Below are 13,526 nucleotides of genomic sequence, written 5' to 3' on the forward strand. Positions count from 1 at the left end.
TCTCTTGCGCGTTGGTGCCTGCCTCACCACATAAGGGCAAAAGAGGTGGAGACCTATGCGAGATCCTTATTCAGTTCTGTCGGTGAGCAAGACCGCTTCGGCGGATGAAATAAAAAAGGCGTTCCGGCGTCTGGCCAAAGCCTACCACCCTGATCAGAGCAAAGACCCGAAGGCCAAGGAGAAATTTTCCGAACTCAACGCCGCCTATGAGATTATTGGCGATGAAAAGAAGCGCGGGCAGTTCGACCGTGGCGAGATCGATGCCGAGGGCAAGCCGCGCCATCCCGGTTTTGGCGGCGGTGCGGGCGGCTTCAATGCCAATGGATTTGATTTTGGCGCAGGACAGCCCTTCGGGCGCGGGCGACCGGGCAGCGCCGGCTTTGACGCATCCGACATTTTCGCGGAAATATTCTCCGGCGCAGGAACCCGCACTCGCGCCCGCCCGCCGAAAGGCGAGGACATCACCACCTCGGTGCAGATTCCGCTCACGTCCGTGGCGGAGGGCGCGCATATTCAGGTGCAGGTGGCGGTTGGCCGCACGCTCGAAGTCAAAATTCCGGCCGGAATCGAGGAAGGCCAGCAGATCCGCCTCAAGGGGCAGGGCGAGCCCGGCGTGATGGGCGGCCACCCCGGAGACCTGCTGATCACCGTCAAATATGCGCCGCATCCCTATTTCAAGCTCGACGGGCGGGATATCCGCATCGACCTGCCGGTCACGCTTTATGAGGCCGTGCTGGGCGGCAAGGTGAATATTCCGACATTGACGGGGAAGGTGGAACTGACCTTGCCGCCGGGCAGCAACAACGGCAAGGTGCTGCGCTTGCGCGGCAAAGGGCTGAAACTGGCCAGAGGCGAGCCGGGAGACCTGCTGGTTACCGTTCGGCCGGCCCTGCCGGAGGCAAAAGATCCCGAATTCGAGGCTTTGATGCGCAAATGGCAGGAGCAAAAGCCCTACCAGCCGCGAAAGGCCATGGAGTGAACCGCAGCGCTGATGGCGCTGCTGTTGCCGCCGATGAGGGTTGACGCCCCGCCGATGATGACGGCCAGCGAAATGCCGAGCAGGAAAGCCAGAGCCAGATTGAGCCGGCGCGAGAGGCGCGCCTCCCGCGAGAGCTTTGCGGCATGGGATGGCTCGATCCGCTCGCGCGCGGGCCTGACAATCGGAAAAAGCTGACGCAGGGCTATGGTCTGCTCCTGCCAGTCGCGCACGCGCATCGCGGTTTCCGGATTTTCGTCCAGATAGGCGGCTATACGCGCGTTGCGGGCCTCATCGCCCGGTTCGTCGATATAACGGTGCAGGTCTATCTCGTGAATAGGGGTCTGCGATGTCATTTGACCACCCGCAGATGTGCGGCGCGGCGCGCCGAAGCCTGATACCGCAGATGCTGCTGGCGCGCTTCATTGAGCAGGTGCTCTCTTGCGCGCGTGAGGCGGGCTTCGAGGGCAAACAGCGGCAGATCCAGCGTAATGGCCGCATCCTTGTGCGGCAGGCCCTCGATGGCGACCAGCACCAGCACTTCCCGTTCCTCGGGCGAGAGGCGGGCGAACCCGCTCAGCAGCGCGTTCTGGCTGTGCACAGGCTCCGAATGGTCGTCGATGTTCTGGCGGCGGCACGAGTCCAGCAGAACCTTGTACAGCGCGCGGCGCAGATGCGCGGGGTCTGCAACCGGCAGTTTCTGCCCCAGAACGGTCTTGATGGCGGCGCGTGCGATCATATCGGCACGCAGAGGCTCTATCCGGTTGGCCAGCATCGCGGTGGCGCATCGCCGGAGCCTTGGCAACGCATCTTCAAAATTCCAGGGCTTATCCACCAGCGCTCCCGCAGAGGTCGGAGACATTAACGTTTTGTTAACGATCAATGTGACGCAATCCGCGGGGCTTGAGAAGCGAAAAAATCACATGGCGAACGTTCATCCATGCAATTTTTGCAATTTGGTAAAGATGAGCCCCCCTTTTCTTTTGGTCACGCTTTAGGCTAAAGAAATTACAGAAGAAGAGGATAAATAGTCGATGACCGAGACCGATGCTCAAATTGCGCACCCTTCGTTTGGTTTGCTGAAAGGCAAGCGGGGCCTTGTTCTGGGGGTGGCCAATAACCGGTCGATCGCCTGGGGCATTGCGAAGGCCTGCCGCGACGCAGGTGCCGAACTGGCCTTTACCTATCAGGGCGATGCTCTCGAAAAGCGTGTTCGCCCGCTTGCCGAGGAATTATCGGCCCATGTCGTCGGCCATTGCGACGTCACCGACGGCGCCACAATCGATGCGGTATTCGGCGAGATCGAACGTCTCTGGGGCAGTCTCGACTTTGTGGTTCACTGCATCGCCTTTTCCGATAAGGATGAACTGACCGGCCGCTATGTCGACACGACGGAAGGTAATTTCACCAGATCGCTGGCGATTTCCTGTTATTCCTTCACGGCGATTGCCCAGCGCGCCGAAAAATTGATGGGCAATGGCGGTTCCTTGCTCACGCTCACTTATTACGGTGCGGAAAAGTGGATGCCGCATTATAATGTCATGGGCGTGGCCAAGGCGGCTCTGGAAGCGAGCGTGCGCTATCTCGCTGCGGATCTTGGCGAGAAGAATATCCGCGTCAATGCGATTTCTGCCGGCCCGATCAAAACGCTTGCCGCCTCCGGCATTGGCGACTTCCGTTATATCCTGCGCTGGAATGAATATAATTCGCCGCTGCGCCGTACGGTCACCATCGAGGAAGTGGGGGAAAGCGCGGTTTATCTGCTTTCGCCGATGTCGCGCGGGGTCACCGGCGAAATTCTGCATGTCGATTCGGGTTATCATGTTGTCGGGATGAAGAATCCCAGCGCGCCTGACCTTTCCGTCAAGGAATAGATGTTCGGCCTGAAGGTTTGTTGATGAAACTGGGTAAATCGGATCGTTTGTTCTTCATCCGTCATGGCGAAACCGACTGGAACGCCACAGGCCGGATGCAGGGGCAGCAGGATGTTGTCCTGAATGCCAGAGGCTACAGACAGGCTGAGCAGGTCGGCAAGAAATTGCGCAATGCGCTTGGCATACGAGCCGAGGATATCGAAACGCAATTCAATTTTGTCGCCTCGCCCCTGCTGCGGACGCGCCAGACGATGGAGATCGCGCGGCAGGAGCTTGGCTTGCCAGTGCGCAGCTATGCGATGGAGGACCGCCTGAAGGAAATTACCTTCGGCCGGTGGGAAGGGCTCACCTGGCCGCAGGTCACGGCGCGCGATCCGGCGCTCGCGGCAATGCGTGAGGCCGACAAATGGGGTTTTGTACCGCCGGGCGGCGAGTCCTATGCCATGGTGGCCGAGCGTATACGCCCCTGGCTGGATGGTGTCTCGGGCGACTCGATCATCGTCTCGCATGGAGGTATAGCGCGAATTTTAATGGCGCTGATTTGCGGCGTCGATCCGTCAGTTGCGCCAAACCTCGATATCTGGCAGGGACGGGTACTGGTATTTCAGGGTGGCAAGTCGCAGTGGCTCTGACGAGCTGTCGAAGTCAAAATAATTGACTGAGCGCAATGACATAAAATGGGCATGATTAAAACATTATACCCTGTGATGATAACCTGCCGGCTTGATGAGGCCCTTGTTGCAGGTAAACTCGTAACGTTGCGGCCGGCGAAAGAAACATTGACCTAATGAATCAGATTGAGTCTCATCAACATTTGCACACCGGTTCCGGCTCGCCGCTTGCGCAGCTTCATGGCGCTCTGCGCGTTGATCTTCTCGAAGATGAAATCCTGAGTGATATATTCGCCGCCACTGTCAGGAATTGCCCCGATTCAATTGCTCTGACAGGTCCTGAAGGAACGCTGACCTACGCAGAACTCGATGCTGCCGCCGCGCAGATCGCCCGCGGCCTGCTCAAGGAAGGTGTCAAGGCAGGCGATGTGGTCGGCCTCTGGATGCCGCGCGGGCAGGCGCTGCTGGTTGCGCAGATCGCCATAGCCCGGACGGGCGCGGCCTGGCTCCCCTTCGACGGCGACGCGCCGGTCGAGCGCATCGCCGTATGCCTGCGCGATGCCGAAGCCAAGGCGCTGGTCACGTCCGAGGCCAATGAGGACAAAGTTGTCGGCAAGATCATATGCCCGATCTACACCCCGGAGGATCTCGCCAAGGCGCCGGCCGGCATTGTCGTCGATGCCCGCCTCAACGGCGCCACGCCGGATCATCCGGCCTATGTGATTTATACGTCGGGTTCCACGGGCACGCCCAAGGGCATTGTTATTTCCAACCGCAACATCTGCCATTATCTGCGCGCCGCCAATGTGGTTTACGGCGTCACGGGCGAGGATGTGGTGTTTCAGGGCGCTTCGGTTGCCTTTGATCTTTCGATGGAAGAAATCTGGCTGCCCTATCTGGTCGGCGCGCGGCTATTTGTGGCCACGGCGCAGATCATGGGCGAGGCCGACAAGCTGCCGCAGGTCATGCTGGACGCGGGCATTACCGTGCTGGACACCGTGCCGACCTTGCTCGCCATGCTGCAGGAGGACATTCCGAGCCTGAGGATCATCGTCCTTGGCGGTGAGGCCTGTCCGCCCGCCATTGCCAACCGCTGGTGCCGGGAGGGCCGCCACCTTTTCAATTCCTATGGGCCGACGGAAGCCACAGTCGTCGCCACAGTCGCCGAAATCCAGCCGAACGAGCCCGTCACCATCGGCAGGCCCATTCCGAATTACAGTTGCTATGTCGTTGATGAGGCGCTTAATCTCGTGGCGCCCGGTGTCGAAGGCGAATTGCTCATCGGCGGCCCCGGCGTTGCCGCGGGATATCTCAACCGGCCCGATCTGACCGCCGAAAAATTCATTGCCAATCCGTTTCCCTCGCGTCTGCGCGATCCCGTTCTGTATCGTTCGGGCGATGCCGTTGTGGTCGATGCGCAGGGCAATATCGCCTTTCGCGGGCGTATCGACGATCAGGTCAAGGTTCGCGGTTTCCGCATCGAGCTTGGCGAGATCGAGGCCAAGCTTGCCGAACATCCGGCGATAGCACAGGCCGCTGTGGTGGTGCGGCAGGAAGAAGGGATGGACGAACTCGTCGCCTTTCTGGTGCCGGCTGGGGCAGACATGCCGGGATCGCGAGACCTGCGGCATTTTCTGCGGGATCAGCTTCCGGCCTATATGGTGCCGGCGCGCTACGAAACCGTGCAAAGCCTGCCAAGACTTTCCAGCGGCAAGGTGGATCGAAAGACTCTCAAGGCCGTGCCGCTCTCGGCGCCTGTCAGCGTTGAAGTGCAGGAAGAGCCGAAGACGGAAACCGAAGCTTATCTTCTGGAGGCGATCAGGCAGGTTCTGCCGCCGCAGGCCATTCCCTTCGACGCGGATTTCTTCACCGAACTGGGCGGCCATTCGCTGCTTGCGGCGCGGTTTGTCTCAATCGTCCGGCAAACACACCATCTGGCTGGTCTGACGCTGCAGGATATTTACGCGTTCCGGACCTTGCGGGCGATCGGCGCCGAACTGGACAAAAAGTCCGCCAGCGTCGGCCCGCGCCGTAATCTGGCCTTCACGCCGCCGCCGCTGATGCGCCGCTTTTTGTGCGGTCTGGCCCAGGCTGTCATGATGCCGTTCATCCTAACCATCATGACGGCGCAGTGGCTTGGCGTTTTTATCAGCTACATGCTGCTGACCGACCCCGAAGCCACGCTGTTTGAGGAAATCGTGTCGCTGCTGGGCGTCTATATTCTCATCAATGTGGCGACGGTCTTTGTGGTGATTCTGGCCAAATGGCTGATCATCGGCCGCATGAAGCCGGGGCGCTACCCGCTCTGGGGCGTCTATTACTTCCGCTGGTGGCTGGTCGACCGGTTCAACGCATTGGTGCATGCCAACTGGTTTCAGGGCACATCGATGATGCGGTATTACCTGCTGGCCATGGGCGCACGCGTCGGCAAGGATGCGATCATCGGCGATATTGAAATCAGTGCCGTGGATCAGATCACCATCGGCGCCCGCTCAAGCATCGGCTCCAAAGCCAATTTTGCCTGCGCCCGTGTCGAAGGCAATGAATTCATCATCGGCCCCATCGTTATCGGCGAGGATTGTTCTGTCGGCTCGTCGGCCGTTATCGAAAACGGCACGATCATGGCCGAAGGGTCTGAATTGCGTGACCTTACCGCCGTGCCTTCAGGAACGCAGATCGGCGCATGGGAGATCTGGGACGGCTCTCCGGCCCGCAAGGTGGGCATGGTCAATCGCGATGAACTGCCTGAGCAGTCCAAGGCCGGACCGGTCAAGCGCTCGGTGCAGACATTGTTTTATTTTGTCATGCTGCTGGTGATGCCGCCGCTCGGTCTGCTGCCGATATTTCCGGCCTTCTATTTCTATGACCGGGTCGACGAATTGCTGAATGTGTCCGATGCGACGCTCTATCTTTTGTCGATCCCGCTCTATGCGTGGCCGGCGTCGATCACCATGGTGATTTTCACGGTGTTGTTCATTGTGGCGCTGCGCTGGATCATCATGCCGTTCCGCACGAAGGAGGGCACCTATTCGGTGCATTCCTGGTTCTATGTGCGCAAATGGGTGGTGTCGCTGGCGACAGAACTGACACTGGAAACATTGAGTTCCCTCTTCGCAACTCTGTATATGCGCACCTGGTATCGTCTCATGGGCGCGCGGATCGGCAAGGACTCGGAAATCTCGACCAGCCTTGCAGGGCGGTTCGATCTCGTTGAAATCGGCGACAAATGCTTCATTGCCGACGAGGTGAATGTCGGCGACGAGGACATGCGGCGCGGCTGGATATTCATGAAAAAGGTGCGCACCGGCTCGCGCGTGTTCATCGGCAACAACGGCGTTCTGCCGCCCGGCGCCAATGTGCCGGACGGCGCGCTCATCGGTATCAAGTCCCGGCCGCCAGCCAATGAATGGATCAGCGAGAACGATACATGGTTTGGTCTGCCGCCGATTAAATTTCCGGTGCGTCAGCGTTTTGACAGCGGCTCGAACTGGACCTACGAGGCGCCGCGCTGGAAAAAACTGGCGCGCGGCCTGTTTGAGACCATGTCGATCTCGCTGCCCAACACGCTGACCATCACGGCAGGCGCATGGGCCATTGACGCTATCGCGCCCGCGCTGCTGGCGCATGACTGGCTGCGCCTGTTCTGGATCGGCATGATTGCCTCCTGCGTCATATCCGTCTCGATGACCTTGGTTGTCGTCGCCCTCAAATGGGTCACAATCGGCAAATACGAGCCGATCGTGCGGCCTATGTGGTCCTGGTGGGCCATGCGCACCGAGTCGGTTGCGGTGATTTATGCGGGCCTCGCCAACAAGGTGCTGCTTGAGCATCTGCACGGCACGCCTATGCTGCCCTGGGTGCTGCGTCTCTTCGGCATCAAATTCGGCGAGGGGGTTTATCTCGATACCGTCGATTTTACCGAGTTCGATTGCGTGAGCGTGGGCTCCTTCGTCTCGATCAACAGCGGCGCGGCCCTGCAGACCCATCTCTACGAGGATCGCGTCATGAAAATTGGGCGTGTCCGCGTGGAGGACGGAGTGACTGTCGGCCCCGGATCGACGGTGCTTTATGACACCAATGTCGGCCAGTGGGCGCGCCTCGGTCCGCTGACCGTGGTGATGAAAGGCGAATCGATTCCGGCAAATTCCGAATGGTGCGGTGCACCCGCGGAGCCAAAAGTCCGATAATATCAGGCTATTCCGGACGCAGTTTGCGGCGTCCGGAGCGGAATTTTTCCGGTCCGGATCGTTTGCTCTTGCCGTTTGACCTCGCGGCTCCGCCGCTTTAGAAGATGTGGCAGCTTTCGGACGGTTTTCATGTCTTACAACACTTTCGGGCATATGTTTCGGGTGACCACCTATGGCGAAAGCCATGGCATCGCCATTGGCTGCGTCGTGGATGGATGTCCGCCCCGGCTGCCGCTCAGCGAAGCGGATATTCAGGGCTTTCTCGACAGGAGACGTCCGGGCCAGAGCCGTTTCACCACACAGCGGCAGGAACCGGACAAGGTGCGCATCCTTTCCGGCGTCTTCACCGATGACGAGGGCAGGCAGGTCACCACAGGCACGCCGATCGCCCTGCAGATCGAAAATGTCGACCAGCGTTCGAAAGATTACGGCGATATTGCCCAGCGCTATCGTCCCGGCCATGCCGATCTCACCTACGACGCCAAATATGGCATCCGCGATTATCGCGGCGGCGGTCGCTCCTCGGCGCGCGAAACCGCATCGCGCGTGGCGGCGGGCGCGGTGGCGCGCAAAATCCTGCCCGGCATTTCCATTCGCGGCGCTCTGGTGCAGATGGGCCCGCATAAGATAAACCGTGCGAACTGGAACTGGGACGAGATCGATAATAATCCGTTCTTCTGCCCGGACGCTGAGGCCGCCCGCTTTTTCGAGGGCTATCTCGACGGCATCCGCAAGGCTGGCTCCAGCATTGGCGCGGTCATCGAACTTGTCGCCGAGGGTGTGCCGGCAGGTTGGGGCGCGCCGATTTACGGCAAGCTCGATGCCGAACTCGCAAGCGCGCTGATGAGCATCAATGCCGTCAAGGGCGTTGAGATCGGGGATGGATTTGCCGCCGCGGCCCTGACCGGCGAGGAAAATGCCGATGAAATGCGTGCCAGCAATTATGGCACGCAATTTCTCTCCAACCATGCTGGCGGCATTCTGGGCGGCATTTCCAGCGGACAGCCGGTGGTGGCGCGTTTCGCCGTCAAGCCGACGTCATCAATTCTCACGCAGCGCCGTTCGGTCGATAAATCGGGCCATGATGTCGATGTGATGACCAAGGGCCGCCATGACCCCTGCGTCGGTATTCGGGCGGTGCCGGTGGGCGAGGCAATGATGGCCTGCGTCCTGGCGGATGCCTATCTGCGCCACAGGGGGCAGGTGGGCTGATATGCAAAAATAATGTCGTTCCTTGCGCCACTGCGTACCAATAAGTTTGACATGTCTCTTTTCAATCGGGCTTTTTGAGCCTATCTCCCGATGACTTAACGGAGTTATTCATGCATTCAGTTACGCAGGCCATTGAGGCCATTGCCAAGGGCGAGATTGTTATAGTCACCGATGATGACGACCGCGAAAACGAAGGCGATCTCGTCATGGCCGCGTCGCTGTGCACGCCCGATAAAATGGCCTTCATCATCCGTAATTGTTGCGGCATTGTCTGCACGCCGTTGACATCCGATGAAGCGCGCCGGCTGCATCTCTCGCCGATGGTGGCGAGCAATGATGCGCCACTGGGCACCGCCTTCACGGTTTCGGTGGATGCGCGCCACGGCCTGACCACCGGCATTTCCTCGGAGCAGCGCACAAACACTGTGCGCGCGCTGGCCAATGGCAATATGGGCGCGGCAGATTTCGTCCGGCCCGGCCACATTTTCCCGCTCGTGGCGCGTGAGGGCGGCGTTCTGATCCGCTCCGGCCACACGGAAGCTGCAGTCGACCTGTGCAAGCTCGCAGGCGTGCCGCCGGTGGGCGTCATTTGCGAACTCGTCAATGATGACGGGACGGTGATGCGCGGCCCGCAGATTGTCGAATTTGGCGAGAAGCATGGCCTGAAGCGCATTTCCGTTGCCGATCTCATCTCTTATCGTCAGGCGCGCGAGCGGCTGGTGGAGCGCGTCTCGACATTCCCCGTCAAGACCGCCATCGGCGAACTCACCGGCTATGCCTTCACCACGCGCTTTGATCCCGTGCAGCATTTCGCCTTTGTCTATGGCAGCATTGGCGACGGCACAGATATTCTGGCCCGCCTGCACCGGGCCGATATTATCGGCGATGTTTTCGGCACCAGCCAGACGATTGCCCACACGCTTGCCCGATTCAAGGAGGAAGGGCGCGGAGTGCTGGTTTATCTGCGCGATGGTACGGCGGGAGTGCCGCTCAATGTGCCGCATATCGAGGGCAGCGAGGCCCAGCGCAGCCAGCAATGGCGCGAAGTGGGTCTCGGAGCGCAGATCCTGCGCGATCTGGGTCTTTCCTCAATCCGCCTGCTGACCTCTTCGAAAAGCAAATATGTCGGCCTTTCGGGATTCGGGGTGGAGATATTGTCGACCGAAGCTCTCTGAGCCCGCATATGCTGCCACAGGCCGGACGCCCGCTGATCATGGGCATTGTCAATGTCACGCCGGACAGTTTCTCGGACGGCGGGCGTTTTGCCGCCCATGATCTTGCCGTGGCGCAGGGCGAGCGGCTTGTTGCCGAAGGCGCTGATATTCTCGATATCGGCGGAGAATCCACCCGTCCCAACGCGACGCCGGTGTCGGCGCAGGAGGAAATGTCGCGCATCCTGCCCGTTATACGCGATCTGGCGCCGCGTATCGGGGTGCCGATCTCGGTCGATACGATGAAGGCCGAGGTTGCCCGCGCCGCACTGGATGCAGGCGCCGCAATGATCAATGATGTCTGGGGTTTTCAGAAAGATCTGGCCATGGCGCAGGTTGCGGCCGAGGCGGGATGTCCGGTTTTCATCATGCATAACCGGGTGAAGGTCGACCCCGATGTCGATATTATTGCCGATGTGATGGATTTTCTGCGGCGCTCCATCGAGATCGGCGAGGCTGCGGGCGTCAAACGCCCGCAGATGATTGTCGATCCCGGATTTGGCTTTGGCAAGACACCGGAGCAGAACCTTGAGCTGGTGCGACGGCTCGGCGCGCTCAAAGCACTGGATTGCCCGATTCTTCTGGGCGTGTCGCGCAAATCGACCATCGGCTTTGTCACAGGCCGGAAAGTGCCGGACGAGCGGCTGGCTGGCTCGCTGGCCGCCGCTATCATTGGCGCGCAGAATGGCGCGGATGTGATCCGGGTGCATGATGTCGCCGCTCACCGCGATGCATTGGCCGTGCTTGCGGCTTTGACCTGAGGCCCGCGCGGCATTCTTTCCATCCGGCGGGGTGCGATAGCGGCTATTTTGCCGTCCTTCGACAAGCTCAGGTTAAGGGGTGAGCTCAGCCTGCGCCCATAAGGGTGAGAACATGCGCCGCGACGGAACGTGAAAGGCCGGTGAGATCATAACCGCCTTCCAGAACTGAAACGAGCCGTCCTCCGGCGCTCATGTCCGCTACATCCATCAATTCCCGCGTGGCCCAGGCGAAATCATCCTCGGTCAGTTCGAGCTGGCCGAGAGGATCGCGCACATGCGCATCAAATCCGGCGGAAACGATCACGAGCTGCGGACTGAATTCGCGCAAACGCGGCAGGATGATGTCGTTCATGGCGGCACGAAAGGCGATACCATCAGAGCCTTCGCGCAGCGGCGCGTTGACGATGGTGTTGAATTCTCCGCGCTCTTCGGCTGCGCCCGTGCCCGGATAATGCGGAAACTGATGGGTCGATGCATACATCACGCTTGGATCCGACCAGAATATGTCCTGTGTCCCGTTGCCGTGATGCACGTCGAAATCCATGATGGCGACACGCTCCACACCGTGCACGGCCTGCGCGTGCCGCGCGGCAATGGCCGCATTGTTGAAAAAGCAGAAGCCCATTGGCGTGGAAATTTCAGCATGATGCCCCGGCGGCCGCGTGGCGACGAAAGCATTCCTGACATGGCCGAGCATCACTTCGTCAACCGCGCGCACCGCGCCGCCCGCCGCGTGCAGCACGGCGCTCAGCGTGTGCGGCATCATTGCCGTATCCGCGTCAAGCTGCACCAGTCCCGATTGCGGCGAAGCTTCGCAAATGGCCTCAAAATAAGCAGCAGGATGGACACGTGCAATCTGCTCTGCGGTGGCCTTCGGGGCAATATCGCGGGCCAGAGACTGGAATCGTTCGGCCTCGAGCGCTTGCACAATGGCCCTGATGCGATCCGGGCGCTCAGGATGGTGCGGCCCCACATCATGTTGCAGGCTTGACGGATGCGTGAGCAGCAATGTTGTCATTCTCGTCCCTTCCGGTCTGGCCATAAATATGTAACGTTCATCGGGCAGGATATCAAACCGACGCTTGAATTGTTTTAGCATTGCATCGAAGTGCATTGATCTTTGTTAACCAGTAGCTAACTATAATTTTCGATTATGACGAATCGGATGCGCAGGACAAATTTATGTTTTTGAATAAAAATGGATTGGTATTTGCCGCAGTTTTTGTATTGGCCGGATGTAATTATCAGCCCGTCCCTGATCCGAAATTATCGCCCAACGATGTCAAGCTGCTCGCGCAGGCTACGACAGCTCCGGTCGACCGGCAATTCGAGCGCTATGAGGTGGACGATACATCGGGCGAGGCGCCCGGAACCGTGATCATCGATTCAAAGGAGCATCTGCTCTATTATGTTCTGCCCGGCAAGAAGGCCATCCGATATGGCGTGGCCACCGGCGACGAGGCAGCCGGCTGGTCTGGCGTTGCCACGGTTGGCCGCATGGCCGAGTGGCCGCACTGGATGCCGCCGGCGGATATGCTTCAGCGCTGGCCTTATCTCATGCCCACAGCCAAGGCTGGCGGTCTGGCTGGCGGCCCCGACAACCCGCTCGGCGCGCGCGGCATCTATCTGTATCAGAATGGCAAGGATACGCTCTATCGCATCCACGGCACCAATGAGCCGGAGGAGATCGGCCGGTCAGTTTCGTCCGGGTGCATCAGGATGCGCAATATCGACGTGATCGACCTTTACAACAGGGTCAAGATCGGCACGAAGGTGATTGTCCGCTGACACTCAGTGTCAGGCCGCGCGCGATATGGGCGCTGCGTGATAGGTAGGAGCGGCCTCGTCAGCCGCTTCTAGGGCGAGATCCTCTTCTTCGCCAAACAGCGCAATGGCGACAGCGCAGGTGCCAATTTCCCGATAGAGCAGAGCATGAAGTTCATGCACATCAAGCCCGTTTGACTGTGCGCCGGATTGCTGAAGAGAATTCATCTCGGTTGAATTTGCCATGGCTTCGCCCACCGGGGATGGAGTTGACGACAGCGCGCGTCTGTCTTGCTCAACAAAATGTCACCATGCGCGGTTAATTTCGATTTAACCGGAAAGGTTAATTTTAAAGAGTTTTTTTATCACTCGGAAAAGGTTCGCCGGTTGCCTCCGATGCGCGGCGCAACTGGTCGCGCGCCTCTACGAGAAAAGCGTCAAACTGGCGAAGATCCGCAGGCGCCATCCGCCCCAGCGTCAGGGCGATGAATTCGCTTTGAATCATCAGGCCTTGCCGCACCAGGGCTCGCCCCTCCGGGGTCAGATGAATGGCGAAGCAGCGCTTGTCGCCGTCGATGGCGCGGCGCTCTACCAGCCGGGCCTCGCACAGGCGGTCGAGAAGTCCGGATATGTTGCCCTTGGTGACATAGAGGCGCTCGGCGAGAGCTTGCTGGCTGAGGCCTTCCTCTTCGGTGAGCGTGCTCAGGACATCATATTGCGGAATGGACAGGCCGATGGCTTTCAGGCGTCCGGCCATGGCGGTGCGCAGCCGGGTATGCAGCCGTATCAGCCGGAACCAGACTCTTTCGGCATCGGATTGCGTGGTGCGGGCCATGAATGCGGTTCATCCAGATTTCGGGGTGCAGCGGTGAACATAGTTCAGTTTGAACCGCTCCAAGACATAGGCTAACTTATCACCGATCAGGCGTC

13 protein-coding genes are annotated in these 13,526 nt (G+C 59.6%); 8 read left to right on the forward strand and 5 right to left on the reverse strand.

The genetic code is table 11. From position 1 onward, the window contains the following. Positions 1-55: 55 nt before the first annotated feature. Positions 56-979: a DnaJ C-terminal domain-containing protein gene (locus tag AC0N03_RS02020; RefSeq protein ID WP_474286752.1), complete on the forward strand. Its 924-nt coding sequence runs from the start codon at positions 56-58 to the stop codon at positions 977-979. On the opposite strand, the gene AC0N03_RS02025 is transcribed toward AC0N03_RS02020, so the two are convergent. Next, a complete protein-coding gene (locus tag AC0N03_RS02025) occupies positions 952-1,332 on the reverse strand; it encodes an anti-sigma factor family protein (protein WP_474286753.1) in 381 nt (126 codons plus the stop codon). The genes AC0N03_RS02020 and AC0N03_RS02025 overlap by 28 nt on opposite strands. Further along, positions 1,329-1,838 (reverse strand): sigma factor-like helix-turn-helix DNA-binding protein, encoded by a 510-nt coding sequence (locus tag AC0N03_RS02030; RefSeq protein ID WP_474286754.1) that lies wholly within the window; start codon positions 1,836-1,838, stop codon positions 1,329-1,331. The genes AC0N03_RS02025 and AC0N03_RS02030 overlap by 4 nt, the downstream gene beginning before the upstream one ends. A gap of 172 nt (positions 1,839-2,010) precedes the next feature. On the opposite strand from AC0N03_RS02030, the gene fabI reads away from it, so the two are divergent. The 6 genes from fabI to folP all read left to right on the forward strand — a co-directional run bounded on the left by fabI (position 2,011) and on the right by folP (position 10,832). Beyond that, positions 2,011-2,850, forward strand: coding sequence for an enoyl-ACP reductase FabI (fabI, locus tag AC0N03_RS02035; protein ID WP_474286755.1), 840 nt, complete (start codon positions 2,011-2,013; stop codon positions 2,848-2,850). Between the two features lie 23 nt (positions 2,851-2,873). Then, entirely contained in the window at positions 2,874-3,482 is a 609-nt protein-coding gene (locus AC0N03_RS02040; protein ID WP_474286756.1) for a histidine phosphatase family protein, read from the forward strand. Between the two features lie 155 nt (positions 3,483-3,637). After that, positions 3,638-7,648, forward strand: a complete 4,011-nt coding sequence (locus AC0N03_RS02045; protein WP_474286757.1) for a Pls/PosA family non-ribosomal peptide synthetase — start codon at positions 3,638-3,640, stop codon at positions 7,646-7,648. 129 nt (positions 7,649-7,777) lie between these two features. Further along, positions 7,778-8,860 (forward strand): chorismate synthase, encoded by a 1,083-nt coding sequence (gene aroC / locus AC0N03_RS02050; RefSeq protein ID WP_474286758.1) that lies wholly within the window; start codon positions 7,778-7,780, stop codon positions 8,858-8,860. Between the two features lie 110 nt (positions 8,861-8,970). Beyond that, positions 8,971-10,035, forward strand: a complete 1,065-nt coding sequence (ribB, locus tag AC0N03_RS02055) for a 3,4-dihydroxy-2-butanone-4-phosphate synthase (protein ID WP_474286759.1) — start codon at positions 8,971-8,973, stop codon at positions 10,033-10,035. A gap of 8 nt (positions 10,036-10,043) precedes the next feature. Further along, entirely contained in the window at positions 10,044-10,832 is a 789-nt protein-coding gene (gene folP / locus AC0N03_RS02060) for a dihydropteroate synthase (protein WP_474286760.1), read from the forward strand. A gap of 85 nt (positions 10,833-10,917) precedes the next feature. On the opposite strand, the gene AC0N03_RS02065 is transcribed toward folP, so the two are convergent. Further along, on the reverse strand, positions 10,918-11,850 hold the full coding sequence (locus AC0N03_RS02065; RefSeq protein ID WP_474286761.1) for a histone deacetylase family protein: 933 nt from the start codon (positions 11,848-11,850) through the stop codon (positions 10,918-10,920). A 164-nt stretch (positions 11,851-12,014) separates the two neighbouring features. Here AC0N03_RS02065 and AC0N03_RS02070 point away from each other — a divergent pair, with 164 nt between their 5' ends. Further along, positions 12,015-12,620 (forward strand): L,D-transpeptidase, encoded by a 606-nt coding sequence (locus tag AC0N03_RS02070; protein ID WP_474286764.1) that lies wholly within the window; start codon positions 12,015-12,017, stop codon positions 12,618-12,620. A 9-nt stretch (positions 12,621-12,629) separates the two neighbouring features. On the opposite strand, the gene AC0N03_RS02075 is transcribed toward AC0N03_RS02070, so the two are convergent. Beyond that, on the reverse strand, positions 12,630-12,842 hold the full coding sequence (locus AC0N03_RS02075) for a hypothetical protein (RefSeq protein ID WP_474286765.1): 213 nt from the start codon (positions 12,840-12,842) through the stop codon (positions 12,630-12,632). 103 nt (positions 12,843-12,945) lie between these two features. Continuing rightward, a complete protein-coding gene (locus AC0N03_RS02080) occupies positions 12,946-13,431 on the reverse strand; it encodes a MarR family winged helix-turn-helix transcriptional regulator (protein WP_474286766.1) in 486 nt (161 codons plus the stop codon). Between the last annotated feature and the right edge of the window lie 95 nt (positions 13,432-13,526).

Source organism: Methylocystis sp. sgz306128, from assembly GCF_056032725.1.

Bases quoted from the DNA above. Each gene is read 5' to 3' on its own strand.
- AC0N03_RS02020 (WP_474286752.1), top strand. From the start codon at position 56: ATGCGAGATCCTTATTCAGTTCTGTCGGTGAGCAAGACCGCTTCGGCG.
- AC0N03_RS02025 (WP_474286753.1), bottom strand. From the start codon at position 1,332: ATGACATCGCAGACCCCTATTCACGAGATAGACCTGCACCGTTATATC.
- AC0N03_RS02030 (WP_474286754.1), bottom strand. From the start codon at position 1,838: ATGTCTCCGACCTCTGCGGGAGCGCTGGTGGATAAGCCCTGGAATTTT.
- fabI (WP_474286755.1), top strand. From the start codon at position 2,011: ATGACCGAGACCGATGCTCAAATTGCGCACCCTTCGTTTGGTTTGCTG.
- AC0N03_RS02040 (WP_474286756.1), top strand. From the start codon at position 2,874: ATGAAACTGGGTAAATCGGATCGTTTGTTCTTCATCCGTCATGGCGAA.
- AC0N03_RS02045 (WP_474286757.1), top strand. From the start codon at position 3,638: ATGAATCAGATTGAGTCTCATCAACATTTGCACACCGGTTCCGGCTCG.
- aroC (WP_474286758.1), top strand. From the start codon at position 7,778: ATGTCTTACAACACTTTCGGGCATATGTTTCGGGTGACCACCTATGGC.
- ribB (WP_474286759.1), top strand. From the start codon at position 8,971: ATGCATTCAGTTACGCAGGCCATTGAGGCCATTGCCAAGGGCGAGATT.
- folP (WP_474286760.1), top strand. From the start codon at position 10,044: ATGCTGCCACAGGCCGGACGCCCGCTGATCATGGGCATTGTCAATGTC.
- AC0N03_RS02065 (WP_474286761.1), bottom strand. From the start codon at position 11,850: ATGACAACATTGCTGCTCACGCATCCGTCAAGCCTGCAACATGATGTG.
- AC0N03_RS02070 (WP_474286764.1), top strand. From the start codon at position 12,015: ATGTTTTTGAATAAAAATGGATTGGTATTTGCCGCAGTTTTTGTATTG.
- AC0N03_RS02075 (WP_474286765.1), bottom strand. From the start codon at position 12,842: ATGGCAAATTCAACCGAGATGAATTCTCTTCAGCAATCCGGCGCACAG.
- AC0N03_RS02080 (WP_474286766.1), bottom strand. From the start codon at position 13,431: ATGGCCCGCACCACGCAATCCGATGCCGAAAGAGTCTGGTTCCGGCTG.